This is a genomic window from Amycolatopsis sp. Hca4, assembly GCF_013364075.1.
GTDB lineage: Bacteria > Actinomycetota > Actinomycetes > Mycobacteriales > Pseudonocardiaceae > Amycolatopsis.
The window spans coordinates 10,780,155-10,802,677 of the sequence record NZ_CP054925.1 but is presented as its reverse complement, the minus strand read 5'-3'; the positions used below and the strand labels follow the sequence as shown (position 1 = coordinate 10,802,677).

General features: G+C 72.0%; 22 protein-coding genes and 1 riboswitch. Of the genes, 10 read left to right on the top strand and 12 right to left on the bottom strand.

Annotated features, from left to right (window positions below):
• Nucleotides 1–147 precede the first annotated feature (147 nt).
• Nucleotides 148–795, bottom strand: coding sequence for a TetR/AcrR family transcriptional regulator (locus tag HUT10_RS49065; protein WP_176177474.1), 648 nt, complete (start codon nucleotides 793–795; stop codon nucleotides 148–150).
• Between the two features lie 86 nt (nucleotides 796–881).
• On the opposite strand from HUT10_RS49065, the gene HUT10_RS49060 reads away from it, so the two are divergent.
• The 5 genes from HUT10_RS49060 to HUT10_RS49040 all read left to right on the top strand — a co-directional run bounded on the left by HUT10_RS49060 (nucleotide 882) and on the right by HUT10_RS49040 (nucleotide 4,894).
• On the top strand, nucleotides 882–1,766 hold the full coding sequence (locus HUT10_RS49060) for a diiron oxygenase (protein WP_176177473.1): 885 nt from the start codon (nucleotides 882–884) through the stop codon (nucleotides 1,764–1,766).
• A gap of 56 nt (nucleotides 1,767–1,822) precedes the next feature.
• A complete protein-coding gene (locus tag HUT10_RS49055; protein WP_176177472.1) occupies nucleotides 1,823–2,482 on the top strand; it encodes a hypothetical protein in 660 nt (219 codons plus the stop codon).
• Nucleotides 2,479–2,961: a GNAT family N-acetyltransferase gene (locus HUT10_RS49050; protein WP_176177471.1), complete on the top strand. Its 483-nt coding sequence runs from the start codon at nucleotides 2,479–2,481 to the stop codon at nucleotides 2,959–2,961. Before HUT10_RS49055 ends, HUT10_RS49050 begins: the two co-directional genes overlap by 4 nt.
• Nucleotides 2,962–2,992: 31 nt before the next feature.
• Nucleotides 2,993–3,071: riboswitch (S-adenosyl-L-homocysteine riboswitch) on the top strand.
• Between the two features lie 85 nt (nucleotides 3,072–3,156).
• Nucleotides 3,157–4,617 carry an adenosylhomocysteinase gene (ahcY, locus tag HUT10_RS49045; protein WP_176177470.1) on the top strand — a complete coding sequence of 487 codons (1,461 nt, stop codon included), beginning with the start codon at nucleotides 3,157–3,159 and terminating at the stop codon, nucleotides 4,615–4,617.
• A 121-nt stretch (nucleotides 4,618–4,738) separates the two neighbouring features.
• Nucleotides 4,739–4,894: a hypothetical protein gene (locus HUT10_RS49040; protein ID WP_004559113.1), complete on the top strand. Its 156-nt coding sequence runs from the start codon at nucleotides 4,739–4,741 to the stop codon at nucleotides 4,892–4,894.
• A 356-nt stretch (nucleotides 4,895–5,250) separates the two neighbouring features.
• Here HUT10_RS49040 and HUT10_RS49035 read toward each other — a convergent pair whose 3' ends face one another.
• The 7 genes from HUT10_RS49035 to HUT10_RS49005 form a co-directional block, all read right to left on the bottom strand.
• Entirely contained in the window at nucleotides 5,251–5,460 is a 210-nt protein-coding gene (locus HUT10_RS49035) for a hypothetical protein (protein WP_176177469.1), read from the bottom strand.
• A gap of 110 nt (nucleotides 5,461–5,570) precedes the next feature.
• Nucleotides 5,571–6,467 carry a Ku protein gene (locus HUT10_RS49030; RefSeq protein ID WP_176177468.1) on the bottom strand — a complete coding sequence of 299 codons (897 nt, stop codon included), beginning with the start codon at nucleotides 6,465–6,467 and terminating at the stop codon, nucleotides 5,571–5,573.
• Between the two features lie 88 nt (nucleotides 6,468–6,555).
• Nucleotides 6,556–7,782, bottom strand: a complete 1,227-nt coding sequence (locus HUT10_RS49025; RefSeq protein WP_176177467.1) for a styrene monooxygenase/indole monooxygenase family protein — start codon at nucleotides 7,780–7,782, stop codon at nucleotides 6,556–6,558.
• Between the two features lie 17 nt (nucleotides 7,783–7,799).
• Nucleotides 7,800–8,426 carry an ATP/GTP-binding protein gene (locus HUT10_RS49020; protein WP_176177466.1) on the bottom strand — a complete coding sequence of 209 codons (627 nt, stop codon included), beginning with the start codon at nucleotides 8,424–8,426 and terminating at the stop codon, nucleotides 7,800–7,802.
• Nucleotides 8,401–8,769 (bottom strand): DUF742 domain-containing protein, encoded by a 369-nt coding sequence (locus HUT10_RS49015; protein WP_176177465.1) that lies wholly within the window; start codon nucleotides 8,767–8,769, stop codon nucleotides 8,401–8,403. Before HUT10_RS49015 ends, HUT10_RS49020 begins: the two co-directional genes overlap by 26 nt.
• A gap of 92 nt (nucleotides 8,770–8,861) precedes the next feature.
• On the bottom strand, nucleotides 8,862–9,299 hold the full coding sequence (locus tag HUT10_RS49010; RefSeq protein WP_176177464.1) for a roadblock/LC7 domain-containing protein: 438 nt from the start codon (nucleotides 9,297–9,299) through the stop codon (nucleotides 8,862–8,864).
• Nucleotides 9,296–10,558, bottom strand: coding sequence for a sensor histidine kinase KdpD (locus tag HUT10_RS49005; protein ID WP_176177463.1), 1,263 nt, complete (start codon nucleotides 10,556–10,558; stop codon nucleotides 9,296–9,298). The genes HUT10_RS49010 and HUT10_RS49005 overlap by 4 nt, the downstream gene beginning before the upstream one ends.
• Before the next feature lie 350 nt (nucleotides 10,559–10,908).
• On the opposite strand from HUT10_RS49005, the gene HUT10_RS49000 reads away from it, so the two are divergent.
• The 4 genes from HUT10_RS49000 to HUT10_RS48985 all read left to right on the top strand — a co-directional run bounded on the left by HUT10_RS49000 (nucleotide 10,909) and on the right by HUT10_RS48985 (nucleotide 16,520).
• Nucleotides 10,909–11,574 (top strand): TetR/AcrR family transcriptional regulator, encoded by a 666-nt coding sequence (locus HUT10_RS49000; protein WP_176177462.1) that lies wholly within the window; start codon nucleotides 10,909–10,911, stop codon nucleotides 11,572–11,574.
• The gene (locus HUT10_RS48995) at nucleotides 11,568–13,301 is read left to right on the top strand and encodes an ABC transporter ATP-binding protein (RefSeq protein ID WP_176177461.1); all 1,734 of its coding nucleotides are present in this window, start codon (nucleotides 11,568–11,570) and stop codon (nucleotides 13,299–13,301) included. The genes HUT10_RS49000 and HUT10_RS48995 overlap by 7 nt, the downstream gene beginning before the upstream one ends.
• Nucleotides 13,302–13,374: 73 nt before the next feature.
• The gene (locus HUT10_RS48990) at nucleotides 13,375–15,387 is read left to right on the top strand and encodes an ABC transporter ATP-binding protein (protein WP_303247027.1); all 2,013 of its coding nucleotides are present in this window, start codon (nucleotides 13,375–13,377) and stop codon (nucleotides 15,385–15,387) included.
• Nucleotides 15,388–15,443: 56 nt separating this feature from the next.
• Nucleotides 15,444–16,520: a DNA polymerase ligase N-terminal domain-containing protein gene (locus HUT10_RS48985; RefSeq protein ID WP_176177460.1), complete on the top strand. Its 1,077-nt coding sequence runs from the start codon at nucleotides 15,444–15,446 to the stop codon at nucleotides 16,518–16,520.
• Nucleotides 16,521–16,606: 86 nt separating this feature from the next.
• On the opposite strand, the gene HUT10_RS48980 is transcribed toward HUT10_RS48985, so the two are convergent.
• The 4 genes from HUT10_RS48980 to HUT10_RS48965 form a co-directional block, all read right to left on the bottom strand.
• Nucleotides 16,607–16,987, bottom strand: a complete 381-nt coding sequence (locus tag HUT10_RS48980; protein ID WP_176177459.1) for an SPW repeat protein — start codon at nucleotides 16,985–16,987, stop codon at nucleotides 16,607–16,609.
• Nucleotides 16,988–17,078: 91 nt separating this feature from the next.
• Complete coding sequence (locus HUT10_RS48975) at nucleotides 17,079–17,588, bottom strand: hypothetical protein (RefSeq protein ID WP_176177458.1); 510 nt, start codon at nucleotides 17,586–17,588, stop codon at nucleotides 17,079–17,081.
• Nucleotides 17,589–17,691: 103 nt separating this feature from the next.
• The gene (locus HUT10_RS48970) at nucleotides 17,692–20,625 is read right to left on the bottom strand and encodes a BTAD domain-containing putative transcriptional regulator (protein ID WP_176177457.1); all 2,934 of its coding nucleotides are present in this window, start codon (nucleotides 20,623–20,625) and stop codon (nucleotides 17,692–17,694) included.
• A 106-nt stretch (nucleotides 20,626–20,731) separates the two neighbouring features.
• The gene (locus HUT10_RS48965) at nucleotides 20,732–21,436 is read right to left on the bottom strand and encodes a DJ-1/PfpI family protein (protein ID WP_176177456.1); all 705 of its coding nucleotides are present in this window, start codon (nucleotides 21,434–21,436) and stop codon (nucleotides 20,732–20,734) included.
• Nucleotides 21,437–21,534: 98 nt separating this feature from the next.
• On the opposite strand from HUT10_RS48965, the gene HUT10_RS48960 reads away from it, so the two are divergent.
• Nucleotides 21,535–22,512 carry a GlxA family transcriptional regulator gene (locus HUT10_RS48960; protein ID WP_176177455.1) on the top strand — a complete coding sequence of 326 codons (978 nt, stop codon included), beginning with the start codon at nucleotides 21,535–21,537 and terminating at the stop codon, nucleotides 22,510–22,512.
• Nucleotides 22,513–22,523 lie beyond the last annotated feature (11 nt).

The following is a 22,523-nucleotide window of genomic DNA, read 5'->3' as shown; positions in this document are numbered from 1 at the left end:
GCGCGCCCACGCCGGACCACGGCGGCGGAGCCGGAGCGGCCACCCCGCGCATCTGCGGCTCATCGCGCCACAGCACCCACCGCTGCAGTCCCGCGAGCGACACCCGCAAGCCCGCCCACGCGTGCGGGCCGGGTTCCCCTGCGAAGACTAAAGCCCCTCGGGCAGCGGCAACGGCCGGTCCGGGTCCAGTTCCACCCCGCCGGCCCGCAGCGTGTGGTCCAGCATCGCCCAGATCGTGCCGGTGAGCTGGGCCGTCAGCTGGGGCAGGCTGAGCGTGCCCGGGTGGTCCAGCCAGCGGGTCGTCGCCGATTCGACGTAGCCGACCAGGCCGAACGCCATCGTGTCCGCCGGGGCCGGGTCGAGGCCGAACGCCGTCAGGTACCCCGCGAACAACCTGCTCAGGTGCCGGGCGATCGCGCCGCGGACGTCGGGGCCGTCCGGGACGCCCCGGGTCAGGTAGCGGTGCAGGTGGGCGTGCTCGGTCAGCCAGCGCAGGTGCGTCGCGATCACCGTGGAGATCATCTCGTTCGGCGAGCCCTCGGGGTGCCACAGCGGCGCCAGGTCGGCCGTCACCAGCTCCGCCGCCCGCTGGGCGATCGCCCGGCGGAGGTCCGCCGCGTCGGAAAAGTGCCGGTACAGGCGGGTGCGGGCGACGCCGGCGCGCTCGGCGATCTGCTCGGTCGAGACGTCCGGGCCGTGCTCGGCGATCGCCGTCAGTGCGGCGTCGACGAACTCCGCGCGCCGGCGTTCCTGCTGGCCCGCCCAGCGCGTCGCCCGTCCGTCGACCTTGGTCACGGCGAAAGCCTACTCACACCCCGCCGGGCGGTGTACGCTCCCGAAGTAGCTAGTACACCTTGTACCCCCTACTTGCGGAGGCACCCATGCGCGTCGAGGACCGGGACGTCACCGCGGCTCGCCTGCTCAAGAGTTCCGCGAAGAACTCCTACGACCCGTACGTCGACATCGACTGGGCCGCGCCGCTCGCCGAGGGCAAGGCCTACATGCCGCTCGAACGCGTCTCCCTCTACGGCACCGACCTCTGGGCGAAACTGACGCCGGAGCAGCGGATCGAGCTGTCCAAGCACGAGATCGCCAGCATCATGAGCGTCGGCCTGTGGTTCGAGATCGTCCTCATGCAGCTGCTCGCCCGGTACGTCTTCGACCTCGACGCGCGCAGCGAGCACGCGCAGTACGCGATGACCGAGATCGGCGACGAGACCCGGCACTCGGTGATGTTCGCCCGCACCGCCGACCGGCTCGGCGTCCCGCGCTACGGCGTCCCCAAGGTCGTCCACCGCGCCGCGAAGGTGTTCGGCGCGACCGCCGCCGGGCCGTCGATGTTCGCCAGCGTGCTGGTCGCCGAGGAGACCACCGACCGGTTGCAGCGGTCGATGATGGACGACGACGGCATCCAGCCGCTGATCCGCTCGGTCAACCGCATCCACGTGGTCGAGGAGGCCCGGCACGTCCGGTTCGCCAAGGAAGAGGTGCTGCGCGAGACGCCGAAGCTGTCGAAGGCGGCACTGCACCGGCACCGGCTGCGGACCGCGCTGGTCGCGTTCGGCGTGATCGACAGCATGGTCGACGCGCGGATCTACCGCAGCGTCGGGATCGACCCCCGCGAAGGCCGCGCCGCGGCGCTGGCCAACCCCCACTTCCACGAGACCCGCCGCTGGATGGCCGAGAAGATCGTGCCGTTCCTGCGCGAGGCGGGCCTGATCGGCGGCCGCTCCGAGGGCATCTGGCGGCGCGCGCACCTGCTCTGAACGCCGGGGGCGGAATTGCCGTTCCGCGACGTTCCGGACGGCGCCACGATGGCGGGATGACCGCCGATCCCCCGGGGTGGCACCCCGTCCCACCCCGCCGCTCCCTGCTCGCCCGCCCCGCCGTGACCGGCCTGCTCGGCTTCGTGGCCGGCGCGCTGCTGGTCGGCGTGCCGTGGCTGGTGCTCGGCCTGCTCGGCGGCCCGAGCGGGCGGCCGCTGACCGCGCCGGCGAGCCTCGGCGGGCTCGGCCGCGCCCAGGACGCGATCGCGAAGGTCGGCAAGGACCGGGGGCAGCCGCTCATCGACCGGGTCGGGAAGAGCGACCGGGAGACCGCGGCCCGCGTGTCGGCGGCCTACGGCGGCGCCGGCGCGGTCGTCCAGCAGTACCAGGACGATGAGCTCCGGCGCACGATCCAGCTGCTCGCGGTCCGGGCGCCTTCGCCGGGGCTCATCGCGCCGTACGAGGACGCCGAAGCGCTGGGCCTGGCCGCCCCGGGTACCGAACTCGTGACCTTCGGGGATGTGCAGTGCCTGGTGCAGCACGACCCGGTGAGCGCCGGCTCGGCGCCGGACCCGGAACGGTCCTCCGTGCGGACCTGCCAGCGCACCGGCACCGACCTGACCGTGACCCTGAAGAGCCTGAGCTCCGAGGGCAACCGCGACCCGCGGGAAATCGCTGCGATCGTCGAAGAGGCGTGGGCGATACTCACCCGGTGATCACCATCCGGACCGCCCGCGCCGAGGACGAAGCCGCGCTCGCGAAGCTCGACGAGCGCACCTGGACCCCGGACGTCTCCCCCGCGCCCGCGCCGCCGCCCGGCACCCCGTTCTTCGGCGACGGCACGCGGCCCGAGGACGTCCTGGTCGCCGAGCAGGACGGCGTCGTCGCCGGGTACGTCCGCCTCGGCGAGGGGTTCGGCATCCCGGCCCACCGGCACGTGGTGGTGATCGACGGGCTCGCCGTCGACCCGGACCGGCAGCGGCTCGGCATCGCGGGGCGGCTCGTCGAGGCCGCCGTCGCCGAGGCGGGCCGCCGCGGCGCGCGCAAGGTGACGCTGCGCGTGCTCGGGCCGAACACCGGCGCCCGCCGGGTGTACGAGCGCTGCGGGTTCGTCGTCGAAGGCGTGTTGCGCGGCGAATTCCACCTCGACGGGACGGACGTCGACGACGTTCTCATGGCCCGATCGCTCGCTTGACAGCCTCGTCGCGGCTTTGCCATCCTGGATCCGGGCCGAGAGGCGCTGCGACGGAATCCACTTCCGCCACGCTCGGCCCGAGACCACGACTCCAAGGGCGCCTCCCGCGAGGGAGGTGCCTTCTTCTTTGTGTCCGCACGGGCTTCCGTGCTGCCTCCCGAGCGCATCCCGACGAACTCCGGAGTGCACCGAAGCATGAGTGACAAACTGCAGACCCGAAACGGCCTCGACTTCGCCGTGGCCGACCTGTCCCTGGCCGACGCCGGCCGCACGCAGCTGCGGCTGGCCGAGCACGAGATGCCCGGCCTGATGGCGATCCGCCGCGAGTACGCCGCCGCGCAGCCGCTGAAGGGCGCCCGCATCGCCGGCTCCCTGCACATGACCGTCCAGACCGCGGTGCTCATCGAGACCCTCGTCGCCCTGGGCGCGCAGGTGCGCTGGGTGTCCTGCAACATCTTCTCCACGCAGGACGAGGCCGCCGCGGCGGTCGTCGTCGGCCCGGAGGGCACCGTCGACGCCCCGGCGGGCACCTCGGTGTTCGCGTGGAAGGGCGAGACGCTCGAGGAGTACTGGTGGTGCACCGACCAGCTCATCGCCTTCCCCGGCGGGCTGGCCCCCAACATGATCCTCGACGACGGTGGCGACGCCACCCTGCTCGTCCACAAGGGAGTCGAGTTCGAGGCGGCCGGCGTCGTCCCGCAACCGTCCGAAGAGGACCCGGAGGAGTACCGGATCATCCTCGACACCCTGCGCGCGAGCCTGGCCGCCGACGGCGGCCGCTTCACCGCCATGGCCAAGGAGATCCGCGGCGTCACCGAAGAGACGACCAACGGCGTCAAGCGGCTCTACAAGCTCGCCAAGGACGGCGAGCTGCTCTTCCCGGCGATGAACGTCAACGACTCGGTGACGAAGTCCAAGTTCGACAACAAGTACGGCATCCGGCACTCCCTTGTGGACGGCCTGAACCGGGCCACCGACGTGATGATCGGCGGCAAGCGCGTGGTCGTCTGCGGCTACGGCGACGTCGGCAAGGGCGCGGTGGAGGCGCTGCGCGGCCAGGGCGCCCGGGTCGCGGTCACCGAGATCGACCCGATCTGCGCGCTGCAGGCGGCGATGGACGGGCTCGACGTCGTCGAGCTCGACGACGTGGTGGCCACCGGCGACATCTTCATCACCACCACCGGCAACTTCGGCATCATCTCCGCGGACCAGATGAGCCGGATGAAGCACAACGCGATCGTCGCGAACGTCGGGCACTTCGACAACGAGATCGACATGGCCGGGCTGGCGAAGCTGCCGGGCATCGAGAAGAACGAGATCAAGCCGCAGGTCCACGAGTGGACCTTCCCCGACGGCCACGCGATCATCGTGCTGTCCGAGGGCCGCCTGATGAACCTCGGCAACGCCACCGGCCACCCCTCGTTCGTGATGTCGAACTCCTTCACCAACCAGGCGATCGCGCAGATCGAGCTGTTCACCAAGCCCGGCGAGTACGCCACCGACGTCCACCGGCTGCCGAAGCACCTCGACGAGAAGGTGGCCCGGCTGCACCTGGACGCGCTCGGGGTGAAGCTCACCAAGCTCACGAAGCAGCAGGCCGAGTACATCGGCGTCGACGTCGAAGGTCCGTACAAGCTCGATCACTACCGGTACTGACGCAAGGTTGCTCCATTCGCCGTAGTTTGGTTTATCGGGAAACTGGCCATCCTCCCGGCGAGAGCGCATCCGCCCGGACGGCACGGAGCCGGGCCGGGTCTCATGCGAAGGAGTGTGTCAAGTGATCATCCTCGGTGTGATTCTGCTTGTCATCGGGTTCATCGTGGGCATCCCGGTGCTGTACACCATCGGTATCATTCTCGCGGTGGCCGGCGTGGCACTGGCCATCCTGGGCGGCACCGGCCGCCGGATCGGTGGCCGGGCGCACTGGTACTGATCCCGAGACCGCACCACGGCCCGGCGCGTGGCGGCGAAAGCCGTCCGCGTCGGGCCGTTCGGCCGTTTCCGGCCTTTCGACGGTGAAAAACACACCGGCGGCCCACCCCGTGGGCGGCGCCGGCGGATCCACAACGGACACCCCGCAGCGCGGGATGCCCGGAAATGAAAGGGTCCTCCGGCTCCGAGGGGGAGGGAGAGCCGAAGGACCCCGTTAGTGTTAGCACATCGCCAGGCCGCTGTACACAGCTGCATACACGATCGTGTGACCGTCTTGACGGGATCCGAACGCCGTGCAGGCCTCCCCGGCGGGCGACAGCCCGGCCGGGAAGGCCCGCACGGATCCTGGCGGGAGGCTCAGGAAGCTTGGCGGAGCAAGGACTTCCGCGGCGCGGTGGCGCACTCGCACCCGCCGCCGACGCCCTGGCAGTCCACGATCAGCCCGTGCCGCACGCGGTCGCCGTCGGCGCACGCCGGGTCGGTGCACTCGGCGAATCCGCCTTCCGGGTGGACCACCAGCGTGCCGTGGCAGTGATCGATCCCCGCATCACAAGAGGCACACTCCATGACCGGCCGCCTTTCCGCGCTCGTGGACCACGTGCCCCCACGGTAGGACCGGGAAGCGCGCGGACCCGGCAGCGGTCCGGCGTGTCGGCACAACCACCCGTCCGGGACGCTCAGGCGGACTTCGGCGCCCGCTTGCGCGCCGCCGGCTTCTTCTTGGCCGGCGGTGCGTCCTCATCGGACACCTCGGCCGCGGCGGGCGCCTTCCCCGCACCCTCCGAAGCGGACTGCCGCGACTTCTTCGCGGCGTCCACACTGGCCTGCAGCGCCGCCATCAGGTCGACGACGTCGGCCTTGGCGGTGACGGCGGCGGGCTTGGTCGTCTCGTCGCCCGCGACCTTGGCCTCGATCATCTCTTCGAGGGCCTCGCGGTAGTGGTCGTGGTACTTCTCCGGCTCGAACACCGGCTCGGCCAGTGAATCGATCAGGGACCCGGCCATGGTGAGCTCCTGCGGCCGGATCTGCGGCGGGTCGTCGCGCAGGAACGGGAAGTCGGGCTCGCGGACCTCGTCCGGCCACAGCATCGTCGTCATCACCAGCACGTCGGCGTGCACGCGCAGCACCGCCATGCTCTCCCGCTGCCGGACCGCGACCTTCGCGATGGCCACCTGGCTCGACTTGTGCAGCGCGTCCCGCAGCACGATGTAGGGCTTCACCGCGTTCTTCTGCGGCTCCAGGTAGTACGTGCGGTCGTACTGGATCGGGTCGATCGACTCCAGCGGCACGAACTCCAGCACGTCGATCGTGCGCTGGGTGGCCAGCGGCAGCTCGGCCATCTCGGCGTCGGTGATCACGACCATCTCGCCGTCGGGCAGCTCGTAGCCCTTGGCGATCTCGGCGTACGGCACCTCCTGGCCGTCGATCGTGCAGAACCGCTTGTACTGGATGCGGCCGCCGTCGGCCTCGTGCACCTGGCGCAGGGAGACGTTCTTGTTCTCGGTGGCCGCGTACATCTGGATCGGGATGCTGACCAGCCCGAAGGACACCGAGCCCTTCCACATCGCCCGCATGCCAAGCACCTCCGGGGGTGTCGTCTTCACGCTACGTGACAACCGTAGCCCGAAACGTCCCCCGGCGACAGTCCGCCGCGGCGGCGATCTAGACCTCTGCCAGGTATTTCTCCCAGAGTGCCGGATCCATGAACCAGTGTTGGAAGTCCGCCGGATCGGTGAATCCGTTCGCGAACCGGCGGGCGACCGCGGGATTCTCCCCCGCCACCCCGAGGATCTGGAGCACGTGCGGAGGGGGCGGCAGCAGCAGCGCGTTCGTCCATTCGGTCACGTGCCGGGCGTACTCCCAGTAACGCTCGAACGTCGCTTCCATCCAGGCGGCGTCGAACGGCCGGTCGGCGCGCTCGACGATCGCGTCGAGGTAGGTCGCCGCGCAGTGGCTCGCGTTGTTCGAACCCTGCCCGGTGATCGGGTCGTTCGCCACGACGACGTCGGCCATGCCCAGCACGATCGCCCCGCCCGGCAACGTGCCCACCGGGTGGCGGACCACCGGCGTGTACCCGCCCGCCAGGGTCGCCTTCGCGTCGGTCAGCTCGGCGTCGCGGCAGCGCTCGTACTCCCACGGCACGAACTGCCGCATCAGGTCCAGCAGCCGCCGGAAGTGCTCGTCCGGGCCCGGGTGGTCGCCGAAGCAGTCCAGCGGCCCGCCGGGGACGCCCTCGAAGAAGAGGATGTCGCAGTTCCCGCTCAGCGTGTACGCCGGGATCATGAACAGCTCGCCGACGCCGGGGACGATGTTGAACCGCACCCCCAGCTTGTCCGGGTGCTCCGGACGGCGGCCCACGCCGTGGGCGTAGGCCAGTGACAGCGCGCGCATCGGCCGCGTGTACGGCGAGCGCTCGGGCACCCGGTCGAACAGCTGGACCAGCTCGCCCTTGCCCGCCGAGATGATCACCAGGTCGTAGAGCCGGGTCAGCGCGTCCAGTTCGGACGTCATCACACCGTGGATGACGAGCTTGCCGCCGCGCTCCTCGAACAGCTCCAGCCAGCCGGCCATCTTCACCCGCTGGTCCACCGACTGGGCCGGGCGGTCGAGCTCGGCGAACCAGTCGAGCGCGCGGCCGCCGTCCGGCGTGGCCACCGAAACGCCGAGGCCCTCGACGTTGACCGTCTCGGCCTCCCACAGGTTGATCCCGAGGTCGCGCTCGTGCTGCAGCGCGTCGTGGAACATGCACTGCGTCGACATCACCCGCCCGGACCGGATCTCCTCCGGCGTCCGCGCGGACATCACCGTGACGTCGTAGCCCTTCGCCTGCAGCCCGAGGGCCAGCTGCAGGCCGGACTGCCCGGCACCGACGATCAGAACCCTGCGCATGGAGCTCGTTCTCCTTCTCAGGCGTGCGGGGTGCTGCCGGCCAGCTCGCGGCCCGCCGGGCCGGAGAGCACCGCCAGCGACAGCGTGTGGCCGACCAGCTCGGTCAGGGTGGCGATGGTGGACGCGCGGTCGCGCGCGTCGCAGGTGACCAGCGGGACGGCCGGGTCGAGGGCGAGGGCGTCGCGCACCTCGTCGAGGTCGTGCACCGGCTTGCCCTCGAACTGGTTGACCGCCACGACGAACGGCAGCTCGGAGTCGTTTTCGAAGTAGTTGATCGCGGCGAACGACTCGTCGATCCGGCTGGTGTCGACCAGCACGACCGCGCCCAGCGCGCCGCGGCTGAGGTCGTCCCACAGGAACCAGAACCGCGCCTGCCCCGGCGTGCCGAACAGGTACAGCAGCAGGTCCGGGCGCAGCGTGAGCCGCCCGAAGTCCATCGCCACGGTCGTGGTCGACTTGCCGCCGGGCGGGATCTCGTCGATGCCTTCGCCCGCCTCGGTCATCCACGCTTCGTTGCTCATCGGCGGCACCTCCGACACCGCACCGACGAAGGTGGTCTTGCCGACACCGAAGCCCCCGGCGACGACGATCTTCGCGGAAATCGTCAGCAGATCGCCCTCAGGCGGGGAGCCGCTTGAGCCCATCAAGGATCCTCTCGAGCACGTTGGTGTCGTGGTGGTAGGCGTGCGCGGTGGGGTGGACGAACACCGCACCCTGGGAGGCGAGGTCGCCGAGCAGCACCCGCACCACACCCAGCGGCAGGTCCAGCCCGACCGACAGCTCGGCGACCGAGCACCGCACGCGGGCGCGTTCGTAGAGCGAACGCGACTCGGGCATGAGCGTGTCACTCAGCGCCGGGTCGTACTGCGGCACCGAGATCAGCGTCTCCACCAGCAGCTGGTGGCGCGTGCCGGTGCGGCCGCCGGTGAGCGCGTACGCGCGGATGCGGCGGCTCCGGCGCGGTAACGCGGTGTCCTTTTCGGACATGGGGATCACATCCTCGTGCTGCGTGCCGGAGCTCCGCTCCGGGCCTGGGGCGGCGCCACCAGGACCCCCGGAAGAATCGTGAGGCACGTCCATCAACCCCGGGGCCGGCGCGCGGTCAGCACCTGGCGCAGTTCGGCGCGCACCTCGGGGGTGAGCGCGTGGCCGGCGTTGGTGATGAACTGGGTCATCTCGTAGGCGACCACCTTCATGTCGGCCTCGCCCGAGGTCAGCACCGCGAGCCCGGCGCCGGACCCGATGCCCATGAACAGGAAGTAGCCGTGGGTGAGCCGGATGATGATCTGCTCGCAGGCACCCTTGCCGAACAGCGCCGCGCTGTTGCCGGCCAGCGAGAGCAGGCCGCTGGCGATCGCGGCGAGCTGTTCGGCCTCGGCCTCGCCGACGGAGTCCGACGCGGTGAGCGGGAAGCCGTCCACGCTCATGATCAGCGCGTGGCTGACGCCGTGGACCTTGCGCACGAAGTCGTCGAGCAGCCAGGCGAAGTTCGCCGTGGCCGACTGGGGAGCGCTCACCGGGCGGTTCCTCCGGGCGTTTCGTCGTGGCGGGCGCGGTTCTCCGCGAGGGCCGCCTGCTCGCCGTCGGCGAACGCGCCGAGGTCGGCCAGCAGCTGTTCGTGGCCGGCGTTCTCGGCGTTCCCGGCAGGCGGGGGTGGTGGCGGCGGCTCCGGTGCGGCACCGCGGATGCTGCCGGGCACGCGGCGCGGCAGGCCGTTGGCCGTGGTGCCGCCGACGATGCCCTCGACCGGGCGCGGCCGCGGGGTGGGCTTGCGCGGCGCGAGCGGCTCCGGCGTCTCCCGGGGGAAGGTGCCGGCGCGGCGGCGCGGCAGCCCGCCGACGGTGGCCGGCTCGGGACCGGCCGCGGTCTTGACCGGTTCGACGGTGACGGTCCGGGTGCCCGACCAGGCGTGCTCGGCGAGTTCGGTGACGACACCGGTGGGCAGCAGGACGGTGGCCACGGTGCCGTGCGGGCTGCGCCGGTCGAGCCGGACGGTGACGCCGTGGCGGCCGGCCAGGCGGGCGACCACGGCGAGGCCCATGTGCCGCGCCGCGGCGTCGTCGAGGTCGCCGCCCGCGGCCAGCCGCGCGTTCAGGTCGCCGATGCGGTCGGCGGGGATGCCGATGCCCTCGTCCTCGATCCGGACGAGCACGCTGCCCTGCTCGGTCAGGTGCGCGCTCACGTGCACCGGCGAGCTGGGCGAGGACTGGTTGGCGGCGTTGTCGAACAGCTCCGCCAGCACCCGGCCCAGGTCCTCCGCGGCGAAGCCGACGACGCCGAGGTTGACCACCCGGCCGATGGTGATCCGGGCGTAGTGGTTGATCGACGACATCGCCGCGCGCATCAGGTCGAGCACCGAGGTCGCGCGGGCGGCGTCGTCGGCGGTGTCCTGCCCGGCCAGCACGCGCAGGTTCTCCGCGTTGCGCCGCAGCCGCGTGGCGAGGTGGTCGAGCTGGTAGAGCTCGGCGAGGCGGTGGTGGTCCTCCTCCCCCGCCTCCAGCTCCTCCAGCCGCGCGAGCAGCTGGTCGAGCAGGTTGAGATCACGCAGGGCGACGCTGGCGCAGATCTCGGCCAGCACGCCTTCGCCGGCGGGCGCCGTCACCGGTTCCAGTTCCGGTTCCGGTTCCGGCCGGGTCGGCGCCACGGAAGCCGGACCCACCGGGAGTTCGTACCCGGGGTGCTTCGGCGGCGCGGTGAGGAACTGCGCGGCGGCGACGCGCGAGCGGTCCAGCAGGACGCGTGATCGATCCAGGAGTTCCCGGGCCCGGCTCGCCATGTGGTCCCACTTCTTCCTTGATCAGGTACGAGAACGACGGTGCGTCGCCGCCCCCCGGCGGCGATGCGGCACATGCAAGCAGAAAGGTTCGTGGGATGTCCACAGCCGGTCCGCGTGCGATCGCTGCCCGTGACCGTGAATTCGGAGCGTCGCCGCTGGTGAGCGCAGTGGGTTAGGCCATTCGGTGCAAATTTGCAAATTGCGGGTCGCAACAGAGCGCATACGGCCCTCGAACCCGCAGCTGAGGCAGGCCCTGAGCGCAAACGCCCAGGTCGATGTCCGTTTCGTCCCAACTTTGCGTGTCACGCAATTTTTTGCGGGGCACGCAAGTTTTTCGCTACACTCTGCACATGCCGCCGGAACCACCACCCCAGCTGACCCTGCGCGAGCGGAAGAAGCGCGAAGCCCGCCGGGCACTCGCGCAGGCCGCCCTGCGGCTGACGCTGGAGCGGGGGCTGGAGAACGTCCGGGTGGAGGACATCGCGACCGAGGTCGGTGTCTCGCCCCGCACATTCAACAACTACTTCTCCAGCAAGGAGCAGGCGGTCTGCGCGATCATCGTCGACCGGCACGAGGGGATGCGCGAGGCGCTGCTCGCGCGGCCGGCCGACGAGCCGCTCTGGGAGTCGGTCAAGCACGCGGTGCTCGAGCAATATTCGCGTGAAGGCGAGCCCGATCGCGCGTATGTTGCGCGTATCCGGGAGCTGATGGGCCAGCTCGTGCTGCGTGGCGAATTCCTGAACGCCCACGCGGCGGTCGAGCGGGTCCTGGCCGAAACGATCGCGAACCGGGTGGGCGGTGTGGACCACCTGCTGTGCCGGCTGATGGCCTCCTCGGTGGAAAGCGCCGTCCGCGTCGCCTTCGTGAACTGGTTCACCGAGGGCGAACCGCTCCTGCCGACCCTGGAGCGGCTGCTGGACGAGCTGGCCGCCGGGATGCCGACCCTGACCGGCGGCACCGAACGGAAACCCGAACCGAACACCACCACCACTCCACTGGGGGAATCGTTGTGCTAGTCAAGCTCCTCCGCAGCCACCTGCGCCCGTACCGGGGCACCCTGTGGGTGATCGTGCTGCTCCAGCTGGTCCAGACGATCGCCATGCTCTACCTGCCGACGCTGAACGCCGACATCGTCGACAACGGCCTGATCAAGGGCGACATGGCCTACATCCTGCGGATCGGCGCGCTGATGCTCGCCGTCACGCTGGCCCAGATCGCCGGCTCGATCGGCGCGGTGTACTTCGGCGCCCGCACGGCGATGGCGATCGGCCGGGACATCCGCGCCGGGGTGTTCCACCGGGTGCAGGACTTCTCCGCCCGCGAGGTCGGCCAGTTCGGCACGCCGTCGCTGATCACCCGCACCACCAACGACGTCCAGCAGGTCCAGATGCTGGTGCTGATGACGCTGACGCTGATGGTGTCCGCGCCGATCATGTGCGTCGGCGGCATCATCCTGGCGCTGAACCTCGACGTGCCGCTCTCGTCGCTGCTGCTGGTGATCGTGCCCGTGCTGGCCGTTTCCGTCGGCGTCATCATCGCCAAGATGCGGCCGGCGTTCCGGCTGATGCAGGTCCGGATCGACCGGATCAACCAGATCCTGCGCGAGCAGATCATGGGCATCCGGGTCATCCGGGCGTTCGTCCGCGACAAGCACGAACGGGCGCGCTTCGACGTCGCCAACGACGAGCTGCTGACCGTCTCGCTGCGGGTCGGGCGGCTGATGGCGCTGATGTTCCCGATCGTGATGCTGGTGATGAACGTGTCCAGCGTGGCCGTGCTGTGGTTCGGCGGCCAGCGGATCGACTCCGGCAGCATGCAGATCGGTGCCATGACGGCGTTCCTGTCCTACCTGCTGCAGATCCTGATGGCCGTCATGATGGCCACGTTCATGTTCATGATGGTGCCGCGCGCGGAGGTCAGCGCCGAGCGGATCAGCGAGGTGCTCGACACCGAGTCGAGCGTCCGCCCGCCGGTGACGCCGATCCGGCCGGGCGAGGTGCACGGGCACCTGGAGCTGTCCGAGGTGGAGTTCCGCTACCCCGGCGCGGAAAAGCCGGTGCTGTGCGACATTTCGCTGATCGGGCGGCCCGGGGAGACGACCGCCGTCATCGGGTCGACGGGCACCGGCAAGACCACGCTGCTCAACCTGATCCCGCGGCTGATGGACGCGACGAAGGGCACGGTGAAGGTCGACGGCGTCGACGTCCGCGACCTCGACCCGGCGGTGCTCGCCCGCGCGGTCGGGCTGGTGCCGCAGAAGCCGTACCTGTTCGCCGGCACGGTGGCGAGCAACCTGCGCTACGGCAACCCGGAGGCCACCGACGAAGAGCTGTGGCACGCGCTGGAAGTGGCGCAGGGCAAGGACTTCGTCGAAGCGATGGCCGAGGGGCTTGACGCGCCGATCGCCCAGGGCGGCACGAACGTCTCCGGCGGCCAGCGGCAGCGGCTCGCGATCGCCAGGATGCTGGTGCACAAACCGGAGATCTACCTGTTCGACGACTCGTTCTCGGCGCTCGACTACGCGACCGACGCGGCCCTGCGCCGGGCGCTGGTGTCGGAAACGAAGGACGCGACGGTGGTCATCGTCGCGCAGCGGGTCAGCACCATCCGCAATGCCGACCGGATCATCGTCCTCGACGAAGGCCGCGTCGTCGGCACCGGCACCCACCACGAACTCATGGACGGCAACGAAACCTACCGGGAGATCGTGCTGTCCCAGCTGACCGAGCAGGAGGCGGCGTGATCGAGCTCGCGAGATCACCATTCAACACAGCAGCGTCGCGCGCGACGCCACCGAGCGCCAGCGAGGAGGCGGCGTGAGCACCACGGAAACGCCCAAAGCCGCCGTCACCGACGCCGGCGAACGGCCCACCGCGCAACGGCACCGCAACACCGGGGCCGCGGCCGCCGGGCCGGGGGCCCGCTTCATGGGCGGCGGCGCGCCGCCCGAGAAGGCGCTGGACTTCAAGGGGTCCCTCAAGCGGCTGCTGCAGCTGCTGCGACCGCAGCGGGTCGCGCTGATCGCCGTCCTCGTGTTCGGCGCGGCCAGCGTCACGCTGACCGTGATCGGGCCGAAGATCCTCGGCCAGGCCACCGACGCCATCCTGGCCGGCGTGCTCGGCAAGCAGGTGCCGCCGGGGGTGACCAAGGAGCAGATCGTCGCCGGGCTGCGGGCCCGCGGCGACGGCACGCTGGCCGACATCTACAGCCGGGTCGACCTGGTGCCGGGCTTCGGGATCGACTTCGACAAGGTCGGCCGGATCCTGCTGATCGTGCTGGCGCTGTTCGTCATCTCGTCGTTCTTCGGGCTGATCCAGGCCCGGCTGACCACCACCCTGGTGCAGCACGCGGTGTACCGGCTGCGGCAGCAGGTCGAGGACAAGTTCGCCCGGCTGCCGCTGAAGTACTTCGACCGCCAGCCGCGCGGTGAGGTGCTCTCCCGCGTCACCAACGACATCGACAACCTGGCGCAGTCGCTGCAGCAGACGCTGTCGCAGATCGTCTCGTCGCTGCTGACGGTGATCGGCGTGCTGATCATGATGTTCCTGATCTCGCCGCTGCTGGCGCTGATCGCGCTGCTGACGGTGCCGCTGTCGGCGGTCGTGGCGGCGAAGGTCGGGAAGCGGGCGCAGCCGAACTTCATCAAGCAGTGGTCGACGACCGGCAAGCTCAACGCGCACGTCGAGGAGATGTACACCGGGCACTCGCTGGTGAAGGTGTTCGGCCGCCGCGAGGAGTCCGCGGCGATCTTCGACAAGCAGAACGAAACGCTGTACCAGGCGAGCTTCAAGGCGCAGTTCATCTCCGGGATGATCCAGCCGGCGATGATGTTCATCGGCAACCTGAGCTACGTGCTGGTGGCGGTGATCGGCGCGCTGCGCGTGGCGTCGGGCAGCCTGACCCTCGGCGAGGTGCAGGCGTTCATCCAGTACTCGCGCCAGTTCAGCCAGCCGGTGACGCAGATCGCCAGCATGGCGAACCTGCTGCAGTCCGGGGTCGCGTCGGCCGAGCGGGTGTTCGCGCTGCTCGACGCCGAGGAGCAGGCGCCGGAGCCCGCTGCGCCGGAACGGCCGGCGGTGATCCGCGGGCGCGTGGAGTTCCAGGACGTCTCCTTCCGCTACCTGCCGGAGAAGCCGCTGATCGAGGACCTCTCGCTGACCGTCGAACCCGGTCAGACGGTGGCGATCGTCGGGCCCACCGGGGCCGGGAAGACCACCCTGGTCAACCTGCTGATGCGGTTCTACGAGCTGGACGGCGGGCGGATCACGCTCGACGGCGTCGACATCGCGAAGATGAACCGCGAGGAGCTGCGCGACCAGACCGGCATGGTGCTGCAGGACGCGTGGCTGTTCGGCGGCACGATCGCGGAGAACATCGCCTACGGCGCGGACGACCCGACCCGCGAGGAGATCGTCGAGGCGGCGCAGGCGACGTACGTGGACCGCTTCGTGCGGACGTTGCCGGACGGCTACGACACGGTGCTGGACGACGAGGGCGGCACGGTCAGCGCGGGTGAGAAGCAGCTGATCACGGTGGCGCGGGCGTTCCTGGCCAAGCCGGTCATCCTCATCCTCGACGAGGCGACCAGCTCGGTCGACACCCGCACCGAGGTGCTCATCCAGCGGGCGATGAACTCGCTGCGCAGCGGCCGCACCAGCTTCGTCATCGCGCACCGCCTTTCCACGATCCGCGACGCGGACGTGATCCTGGTGATGGAGAACGGGCGCATCGTCGAACAGGGCGATCACGAAACGCTGCTGCACAGCGGTGGTGCGTACGCGCGGCTGTATGCGGCGCAGTTCGCCGAAGCAATGGCCGAGACGGACTGAGGCCCGCACCCCGGTACCCTGGAAGCTCTTCGAGCGGAAGGGGTACTGGGGCGGCCATGGCCGAGAAAGCCGACAGACTCGAGGAATACCGCCGCAAGAGGGCCCGCGACCGCACCCCCGAACCCTGGCCGGACGGCCCGCCCGTGCCGGGGAACGACACCCTCTTCGTCATCCAGGAGCACCACGCCACCCGGCTGCACTGGGACTTCCGGCTGGAACGCGACGGCGTGCTCGTGTCGTGGGCGGTGCCGAAGGGCCTGCCGCTCTCCCCCGGCGTGCCCCGGCTCGCCGTGCACACCGAAGACCACCCTCTGGAGTACCTCACGTTCTCCGGTGAGATCCCCGCGGGCGAGTACGGCGGCGGCTGGATGACGGTGTGGGACACCGGGACGTACGAAACGCTGCACTGGAACGACCACAAGGTCGAGGTGGTCTTCCACGGCGCCCGCACCCGCGGCAAGTACCTGTTCCAGAACCGGCACGACGAGGACGGCCGCGACTGGACGCTGCGCCGCCTCGACCCGGCCGACCCCGGCCACGAAGACGCCCCCGAGTTCCTCGAGCCGATGACGGCCGGACCGGGCGAGCTGCCGGCGGACGACGACGAGTGGGCCTACGAGTTCGCCTGGGGCGGCCTGCGCACGATGCTGCTGGTCTGCGGCGGCCGCGTCACCGCCCACGACGGCACCGGCGCCGACGTCACCGACCGCTACCCGGAGCTGCACAAGCTGGGCGAGCAGCTCGGGTCGACGGAGGTGCTGCTGGACGGCGAAGTCGTGGTGATGAAGGACGGCAGGCCGTACCCGGCCGGTCTCGACGAGCGCCGCCGCGCCGACGCGGCGGCGGCCAAGCGCCTCAAGGTCGGCTGCCCGGTCTTCTACTTCGCCTCCGACGTCCTGCACTTCGACGGCCGTCCCACGCTCGAGCTGCCCTACACGAAACGCCGGGAGCTGCTGGACGGCCTGGGCATCGAGGACCGCCACTGGCAGGTACCGAGGTACTTCCTGGGCGGCGGCGAGGCCGTCGCCGGCGCCAGCCGCCAGCACGGCCTCCCCGGCGTGGTGGCCAAGCGGGCGGACAGCCCCTACCGCCCGGGCGGCGGCGCGGGCGACTGGGTGCTGATCGAGAACTGAGCCGGGGTCACTTCCGGCGCCCGCGTGGTGCGGCTCAAGCGCTCCCCCCGTGTCACGCGGGCCCGGACTCGCCCCGAAGCCGCCGCTCAAGCGCGGACGCGGCGCGCCAGCGCCACGCCCGCAACCACGACCACCAGCCCGGCCACGACGTTGCCGACCAGCGCGCCCGCCGAAGGCTGGGTCTCCCCGCCGTTCCGCAGCAGCCACGGCGAAACCGCGGCCCACGCGCCGAGGACGGGGATCACCCAGCCGATCAGCGCCAGCCTGCGGGTGGCCGTACGGGCGATCGCCAGCGCGATCAGGACCAGTCCGACCAGCGTGTCGCTCAGCGCCAGAACGCCCGCGCCGCCGAAGCCGGTCACCCACGGGGCCAGCACCAGGTAGAGCCCGGCCAGCAGCACCAGCCCGGCGGCCGCGCCGAGCACCACCGTGCGGTGGCGGGAAGCCGGAATGCGGTGGGATGTCATCTCGTCACCTCCACCCGGAGAGATACCCGCTCGTCGCACCCGGTAACCGGGACCTGCCCGCCGCCCTCGGGGCCGGCAGGCCCCCGGCCGGTCAGCAACCGCAGGTGTAGTAGGTGATGTCCCAGTGGTTGCCCTCGTCGCAGTAGAGGTTGCCGGACGCGGCCTTCCACTGCGGGTAGCCGTCGCCGCGCAGTCCGATGTAGCCGAAGTTGTTCTTGATGTAGGCGTCGATGCAGCTGTTGTGCGAGATGTCGACCTTGTAGCCGTTGTAGTGGCTGTAGGTGCCCGACGCGTGGCCGACCTCGGTGCCGCCGGTGATGTTGATCGCGCAGCCGCTGGCCCGCTTCAGCGTGATGACCCCGCTGACGGTGCTCTGGTTGATCTGCTCGTAGGACGTGCACGTCGAGTTCGAGCGCGTGGTGCAGTTCCCGCTCGACGAGTGCGTCACCCCGGCCGCCGACAGCTGCGACGCGGCCTGCGCCTGGGTGAGCTTGGTGACCTGCTCGGTCGCCGACGCGGTGCCGATGGTGGCGAAGACCGCCGTCGCGGCGGCCGCGGCCAGCCCCAGTGCCACCCGCGCCAGCATCCGTTGTCCCGGCATGAGCTGCCTTCCTCTCCTGCGACGATCCGGACGCCGGTGAGCCAAATCGGGGCGGCCATAACTTCGCCAAACTCGCCGGCGCGCCCGCCGGGCCGCGACGCCGTCAGGTCCTGATCTTCGTCAAGACTTCACGAGTCCGGTCGCGGTCCGGCGATCCGCTGGTGACGGCGTCGAGTTCGCGCAGCGCCCGCAGTTCCCACAGCGGGAAGCCGAGCCGGCGGAACAGCTCCGCCGAAGTCCGCAGCAGCCGTTCCGCCTCGGTGACGGCACCTTCCCCGGCCTGAGTGCGCCCGAGGCCGAGGAGGGCGTACCCGGCGCCGCGGCGGTCGCGCAGCTCCCGGAAGACTTCCAGCGCGAGCAGCAGGTGCCGCCGCGCGCCCGCCGGGTCGCCCGCGCGGCGGCGGGCCTCGGCGAGGCTGCGGTGGGTGTAGGCGGCCGCGTGCCGGTGCCCGATCTGCTCGAACAGCGCCAGGGAACGGGTCAGGAAGCGTTCTCCGTCGGCGGTTTCCCCGGCCTCGGTGTGCAGGTCGCCGAGGCTGCGCAGGACGTGCGCCTCCCAGTGGCGCTCGCGGGCGCGGACGGCGCCGCCGAGCGCACCGGCGAGCAGGTCGGCCGCCTGGTCCTGGCCGCCGTGCCGGCGCAGCACGTCGGCGTAGCGCTTGGCGGCCTGGTCGTGCTCGCGGCCGTCGTCGCACTCCCGCGCGAGCAGCATGCTCACCTCGAAGCTCTCGATCGCCCGCCGCACGTCACCGACGTCCTCGGCCAGCGAGCCGAGCTGGGCCGCCGCGGCGGCCTGCCCGCGGCGGTCCCCGCACTCACGCAGCAGGACGAGGGCTTCCCGCAGCTCGGCCTCGGCCGTCAGCGGGTCGCCGCCGTCGAGGTGGACGTCGGCGAGCGCGGCCAGCACCGCGCCGGTGCCCTGCGGGTCGGCCAGGGCGCGGTAGCGGTGCTCGGCCATCACGAAGTAGGCCTGCGCCCGCTGCCAGTGGCCGTGCTGGCCGTGCACCGCGCCGAGGTTGTAGAGCTTCTCGGCCTCCGCCCGCGGGTCCTGGCGGCGGCGGGCCGCGGCCAGCCCGAGCACCGAGACGGCGCGGGCGGCGTGGCCGAGCCACGGCGTGCCGGCCAGCGCGGTGCAGGCGTCGGCGAGCCGTTCGGTCAGCTCGTGCCAGCCGTGCGCGCCGGCCAGCCGGACGGCGGCGGCCAGGTGGGCGGTCTCCGCGGGCGGGTCGGCCGCGATCCCGCGCACGACCGCCGGATCCGGCCTGGGCAAGCCGGGTGCCGGACGGCCGCGGGCGTGTTCGGCGCAGGCGAGCGCGGTCTCACAGGCCCGGCGCAGCGCTGCGCGATCCACCTCCCCCGGGTGCTCGGCCAGCACCAGCCGCACGAACGGGGGCACCACCCACCGCGGGCCGGCGGGGGTCAGCAGGTGGGCGGCGGCCAGGTCGTCCAGCCGGTCGCGGGCGGCGTCGAGGGGCAGGTCGAGCAGGGCCGCCGCGCACCAGTCCGGGACGGCGGTGCCGAACGCGGCGAGCAGCCCCAGCAGCGCGACGTCGGCTCCGCGCAGCGCCGAGGTCACCACGGCACGGACACCGAGGTCGCCGGCGGTCAGCTCGTCGAGCCGGCGCCGGTCGTCGGCGAGCCGGGCGGCGAGGTCGGCGACGCTGCGGCCCGGGCGGGCCGCGAGCTTCACCCCGGCGATCCGCACGGCCAGCGCGAGCCCGGCGCAGTGCCGGACGATCCGGTGCGCCGCTTCGGGTTCGGCCTGCAGGCGCGGCTCCCCCGCGATCGCCGCGAGCAGCGCCCGTGCGTCCTCTGTGGACAGTTCGGGTACCCGGACCGCCCGCGCCCCGCACAGCCCGGGCAGCTCCCGGCGCGCGGTGACGAGCGTGGCGCAGCCGGGCCCGCTCGGCAGCAGGGCCCGCACCTGGGCTTCGGACGCGGCGTCTTCGAGCAGCACCAGCAGCCGCCGGTCGGCGGTGTAGCCGCACCACAGCCCGGCCAGCCCGGCGCGGTCGGCCAGTTCCGCCGGGGTCGCGCCCAGGCGGCGCAGGAACCCGGTCAGCACCGCGGCCGGTTCGGCAGGCGTCCCGTCCTCGGCGCGCAGCGAGGCGGTCAGCTGGCCGTCGGGGAACCGGCGGCGGGCCCGCCAGGCGGCCTGCACCGCCAGCGCGGACTTGCCGGCCCCGGCGGCGCCGTGCAGCACGACCGGGGCCGGGCCCCGCAGCGCGCGGGCGACATCGGCGAGCTCGGCCGCGCGCCCGGTGAAGTCGGGCACCGCGGGCGGGAGCTGGGCGGGCGGCCCCGGCGTCGTCCACTCGGTGCCCGCGATCCGGCGGTAGACCGCGGTGAGGTCGGCGCCCGGCCACACGCCCGCCTCGTCCCACAACGCCCGCCGGGTCCGGCGAAGCACCTCCAGCGCCGATTCGCGGCGGCCGACGGCACCGAGGGCGGCGGCCAGCCGGGCGGCGAACCGCTCGTCGGCGGGCCGGGCCGCGACCACCGGGTCGAGCCGCTCGACGACCGACCGGCCGTCGCCGTCGGCCAGTTCCAGCTCGACCAGCTGCAGCAGCGCGGCCGAGCGCCGGTCCTCCAGCCACAGCTTGTGCGCCTCCAGCAGCGGCCCGCCGGCGACGTCGGCGAACGCGTCCCCGCGCCAGCACGCCAGCGCCCGTTCGAGCGCGCGGCGGCGCTGGGCGCGGTCGTCGGCCCCCGAGGACAGCAGCGCCAGGAACTCGTCGGCGTCCAGCTCCCCCGGCTCGAGGGTCAGCGCGTAGCCCCGCGGCCCGGAGCGCAGCCGCTGCCCGGCCTCGGCGGCGCCCAGGCCGGGCGAGAGCGTCTTGCGCAGCTTCGACACGGTGACCTGCACGACCGCCGCGGCGCTCGACGGCGCGCCGTCCGGCCACAGCTCGTCGACCAGCGTGTCGCGGCCGACGAACTGACCGGCGCGGGCGAGCAGCACCGCGAGCAGCCGCCGCGGCTGGGCCGCCGACGGCAGCGGGACGGAGGCCGTCAACGGCCCGAGGACCTGGAACCGCACGGCTACAACACCCCACCCGCGAGATCACCTGATCGAGCGACCTGAATCTAACCTTTCGACGCAGTGGGGAAACCCCGCTCACCCGGATGGCCGACGACGTTCGTCCTCACGCGTGCGTGAGCAGTTTCGCCAGCAGGTCCGGGTTTTCGGCGAGCCCTTCGCGCAGGGTGTGCTCGCGCAGCGGCTTCAGGTCGCCGTAGGGCTGGTTCGCCCAGTCCAGGGCGCCCTGCGGCGGCTCGGGGTCGTACTCGATCGCGAACTGGATGTTCGTCGCGACCTGCCGCCCGGCCAGCCGTTCCGCCAGGTGCAGGGCCAGGTCGATGCCCGCGGAGACGCCGGCCGCGGTGATCACCGGGCCGTCCTCGACCCACCGACGGGCGACCGGGGTGGCGCCGACGGCGGGCAGCAGGTCCCGGAACATCCAGTGCGTCGTCGCCTGCCTGCCGTCCAGGAGCCCGGCCGCGCCGAGGACGAGGGAGCCGGTGCACACCGACGTCACCAGCTCGGCGCTCGCGGCGGCGGTGCGCAGCCAGGCGAGGAGTCGCTCGTCGGCCATCGCGCGCAGGGTCGGGACGGTCCCGCCGGGCACCAGCACCGCGAAGGGGGCCGGGACCTCGTCGAAGGTGTGGCCGGGGGCGATCCGCAGCGGCGTGTCGGTGCCGACGGTGTCCTTGGTGGCGCCGACGACGACGGTCCGGTAGCGCCGGTCCAGCTGCCCGAGCGCGCTCAGCACCTGCAGCGGGCCGACGAGGTCGAGCGGCGTGAGGCCGGGGTACACGACGAAGGCGATGGTCTTCGGGTTCTCGGTCATGCGGTTCACGGTGGCGTTCGCGCACGACGCGGGTGGCGCCGATGTCCGGATTCCTGCGAACCACGTCCGAGCGCCGGTCGGGCTGCTAGCGTTCGATCATGCCAGGCTCACCCAGACGGGTCGCGATCGTCGGTTACGCCGACGCCGAGCTGCTGGACATCGCCTGTCCCGCCGATGTGTTCGACGCCGCGAACCGGCTCGGCGCGCGGCCGCCGTACGAGCTGCAGCTGGCGTCGGTCGACGGCCACGGCATCCGCACCGGCTCCGGCCTGACGCTCCAGCCGCACCTGCGCCTCGACCAGGTCGCCGGCGACCTGGACACGCTGGTCGTGGCGGGCGGCTGGGGCAGCACGGCCGCGGCGGCCGACGAGCGCGTCCTCGCTCACGTCCGCCGGCTCGCCCGGAGCAGCCGCCGCATCGCGTCGGTGTGCACGGGCGCGGAGGTCCTGGCGGCGGCGGGCCTGCTCAACGGCCGCCGCGCGACGACGCACTGGCGCTACGCGGCCCGCCTGGCCCGCGACTACCCGTCGGTGACGGTGGACCCGGTCCCGCTGTACGTCCGCCACGGCAACGTCTACACGGCGGCGGGCGTGACGAGCGGGCTGGACCTGACGCTGTCGCTGGTGGAGGAGGACCACGGCCCGTCACTGGCCCGCGAGGCGGCCCGCGCGCTGGTGACGTACCTGCAGCGGCCGGGCAACCAGGCCCAGGTCAGCCTGTTCCTGGCCGGGCCGCCGCCGGAGCACCGCGAGGTCCGCGACCTCACCGCCTACATCGCCGAGCACCTCGACGCCGACCTGGGCACGCCGACCCTGGCGGCGCGGGCGGGGATCAGCACCCGCCAGCTGACCCGCTTGTTCGACGCCCACCTGGGCACCACCCCGGGCCGTTACGTCCGCACGATCCGCACGGAACAGGCGGCCCGCCTGCTGTCGGGAACCGACCTCCCGCTGGCGACGATCGCCCGCCGCTGCGGCTTCGGTTCGACGGAAACGCTGCGCCAAGCCTTCCTGGACCACTTCGACACCCCGCCGTCGGCCTACCGCCGCGTCCACGTCCGCCAGTCCTACGGCTGATACCCCGCCGA

Bases quoted from the DNA above. Each gene is read 5' to 3' on its own strand.
- HUT10_RS49055 (WP_176177472.1), top strand. From the start codon at position 1,823: ATGACCGCCGATCCCCCGGGGTGGCACCCCGTCCCACCCCGCCGCTCC.
- ahcY (WP_176177470.1), top strand. From the start codon at position 3,157: ATGAGTGACAAACTGCAGACCCGAAACGGCCTCGACTTCGCCGTGGCC.
- HUT10_RS48980 (WP_176177459.1), bottom strand. From the start codon at position 16,987: ATGACATCCCACCGCATTCCGGCTTCCCGCCACCGCACGGTGGTGCTC.
- HUT10_RS48960 (WP_176177455.1), top strand. From the start codon at position 21,535: ATGCCAGGCTCACCCAGACGGGTCGCGATCGTCGGTTACGCCGACGCC.
- HUT10_RS48985 (WP_176177460.1), top strand. From the start codon at position 15,444: ATGGCCGAGAAAGCCGACAGACTCGAGGAATACCGCCGCAAGAGGGCC.
- HUT10_RS49000 (WP_176177462.1), top strand. From the start codon at position 10,909: ATGCCGCCGGAACCACCACCCCAGCTGACCCTGCGCGAGCGGAAGAAG.
- HUT10_RS49020 (WP_176177466.1), bottom strand. From the start codon at position 8,426: ATGGGCTCAAGCGGCTCCCCGCCTGAGGGCGATCTGCTGACGATTTCC.
- HUT10_RS49030 (WP_176177468.1), bottom strand. From the start codon at position 6,467: ATGCGGGCGATGTGGAAGGGCTCGGTGTCCTTCGGGCTGGTCAGCATC.
- HUT10_RS49015 (WP_176177465.1), bottom strand. From the start codon at position 8,769: ATGTCCGAAAAGGACACCGCGTTACCGCGCCGGAGCCGCCGCATCCGC.
- HUT10_RS49005 (WP_176177463.1), bottom strand. From the start codon at position 10,558: ATGGCGAGCCGGGCCCGGGAACTCCTGGATCGATCACGCGTCCTGCTG.
- HUT10_RS48975 (WP_176177458.1), bottom strand. From the start codon at position 17,588: ATGCCGGGACAACGGATGCTGGCGCGGGTGGCACTGGGGCTGGCCGCG.
- HUT10_RS49025 (WP_176177467.1), bottom strand. From the start codon at position 7,782: ATGCGCAGGGTTCTGATCGTCGGTGCCGGGCAGTCCGGCCTGCAGCTG.
- HUT10_RS49060 (WP_176177473.1), top strand. From the start codon at position 882: ATGCGCGTCGAGGACCGGGACGTCACCGCGGCTCGCCTGCTCAAGAGT.
- HUT10_RS49035 (WP_176177469.1), bottom strand. From the start codon at position 5,460: ATGGAGTGTGCCTCTTGTGATGCGGGGATCGATCACTGCCACGGCACG.
- HUT10_RS48965 (WP_176177456.1), bottom strand. From the start codon at position 21,436: ATGACCGAGAACCCGAAGACCATCGCCTTCGTCGTGTACCCCGGCCTC.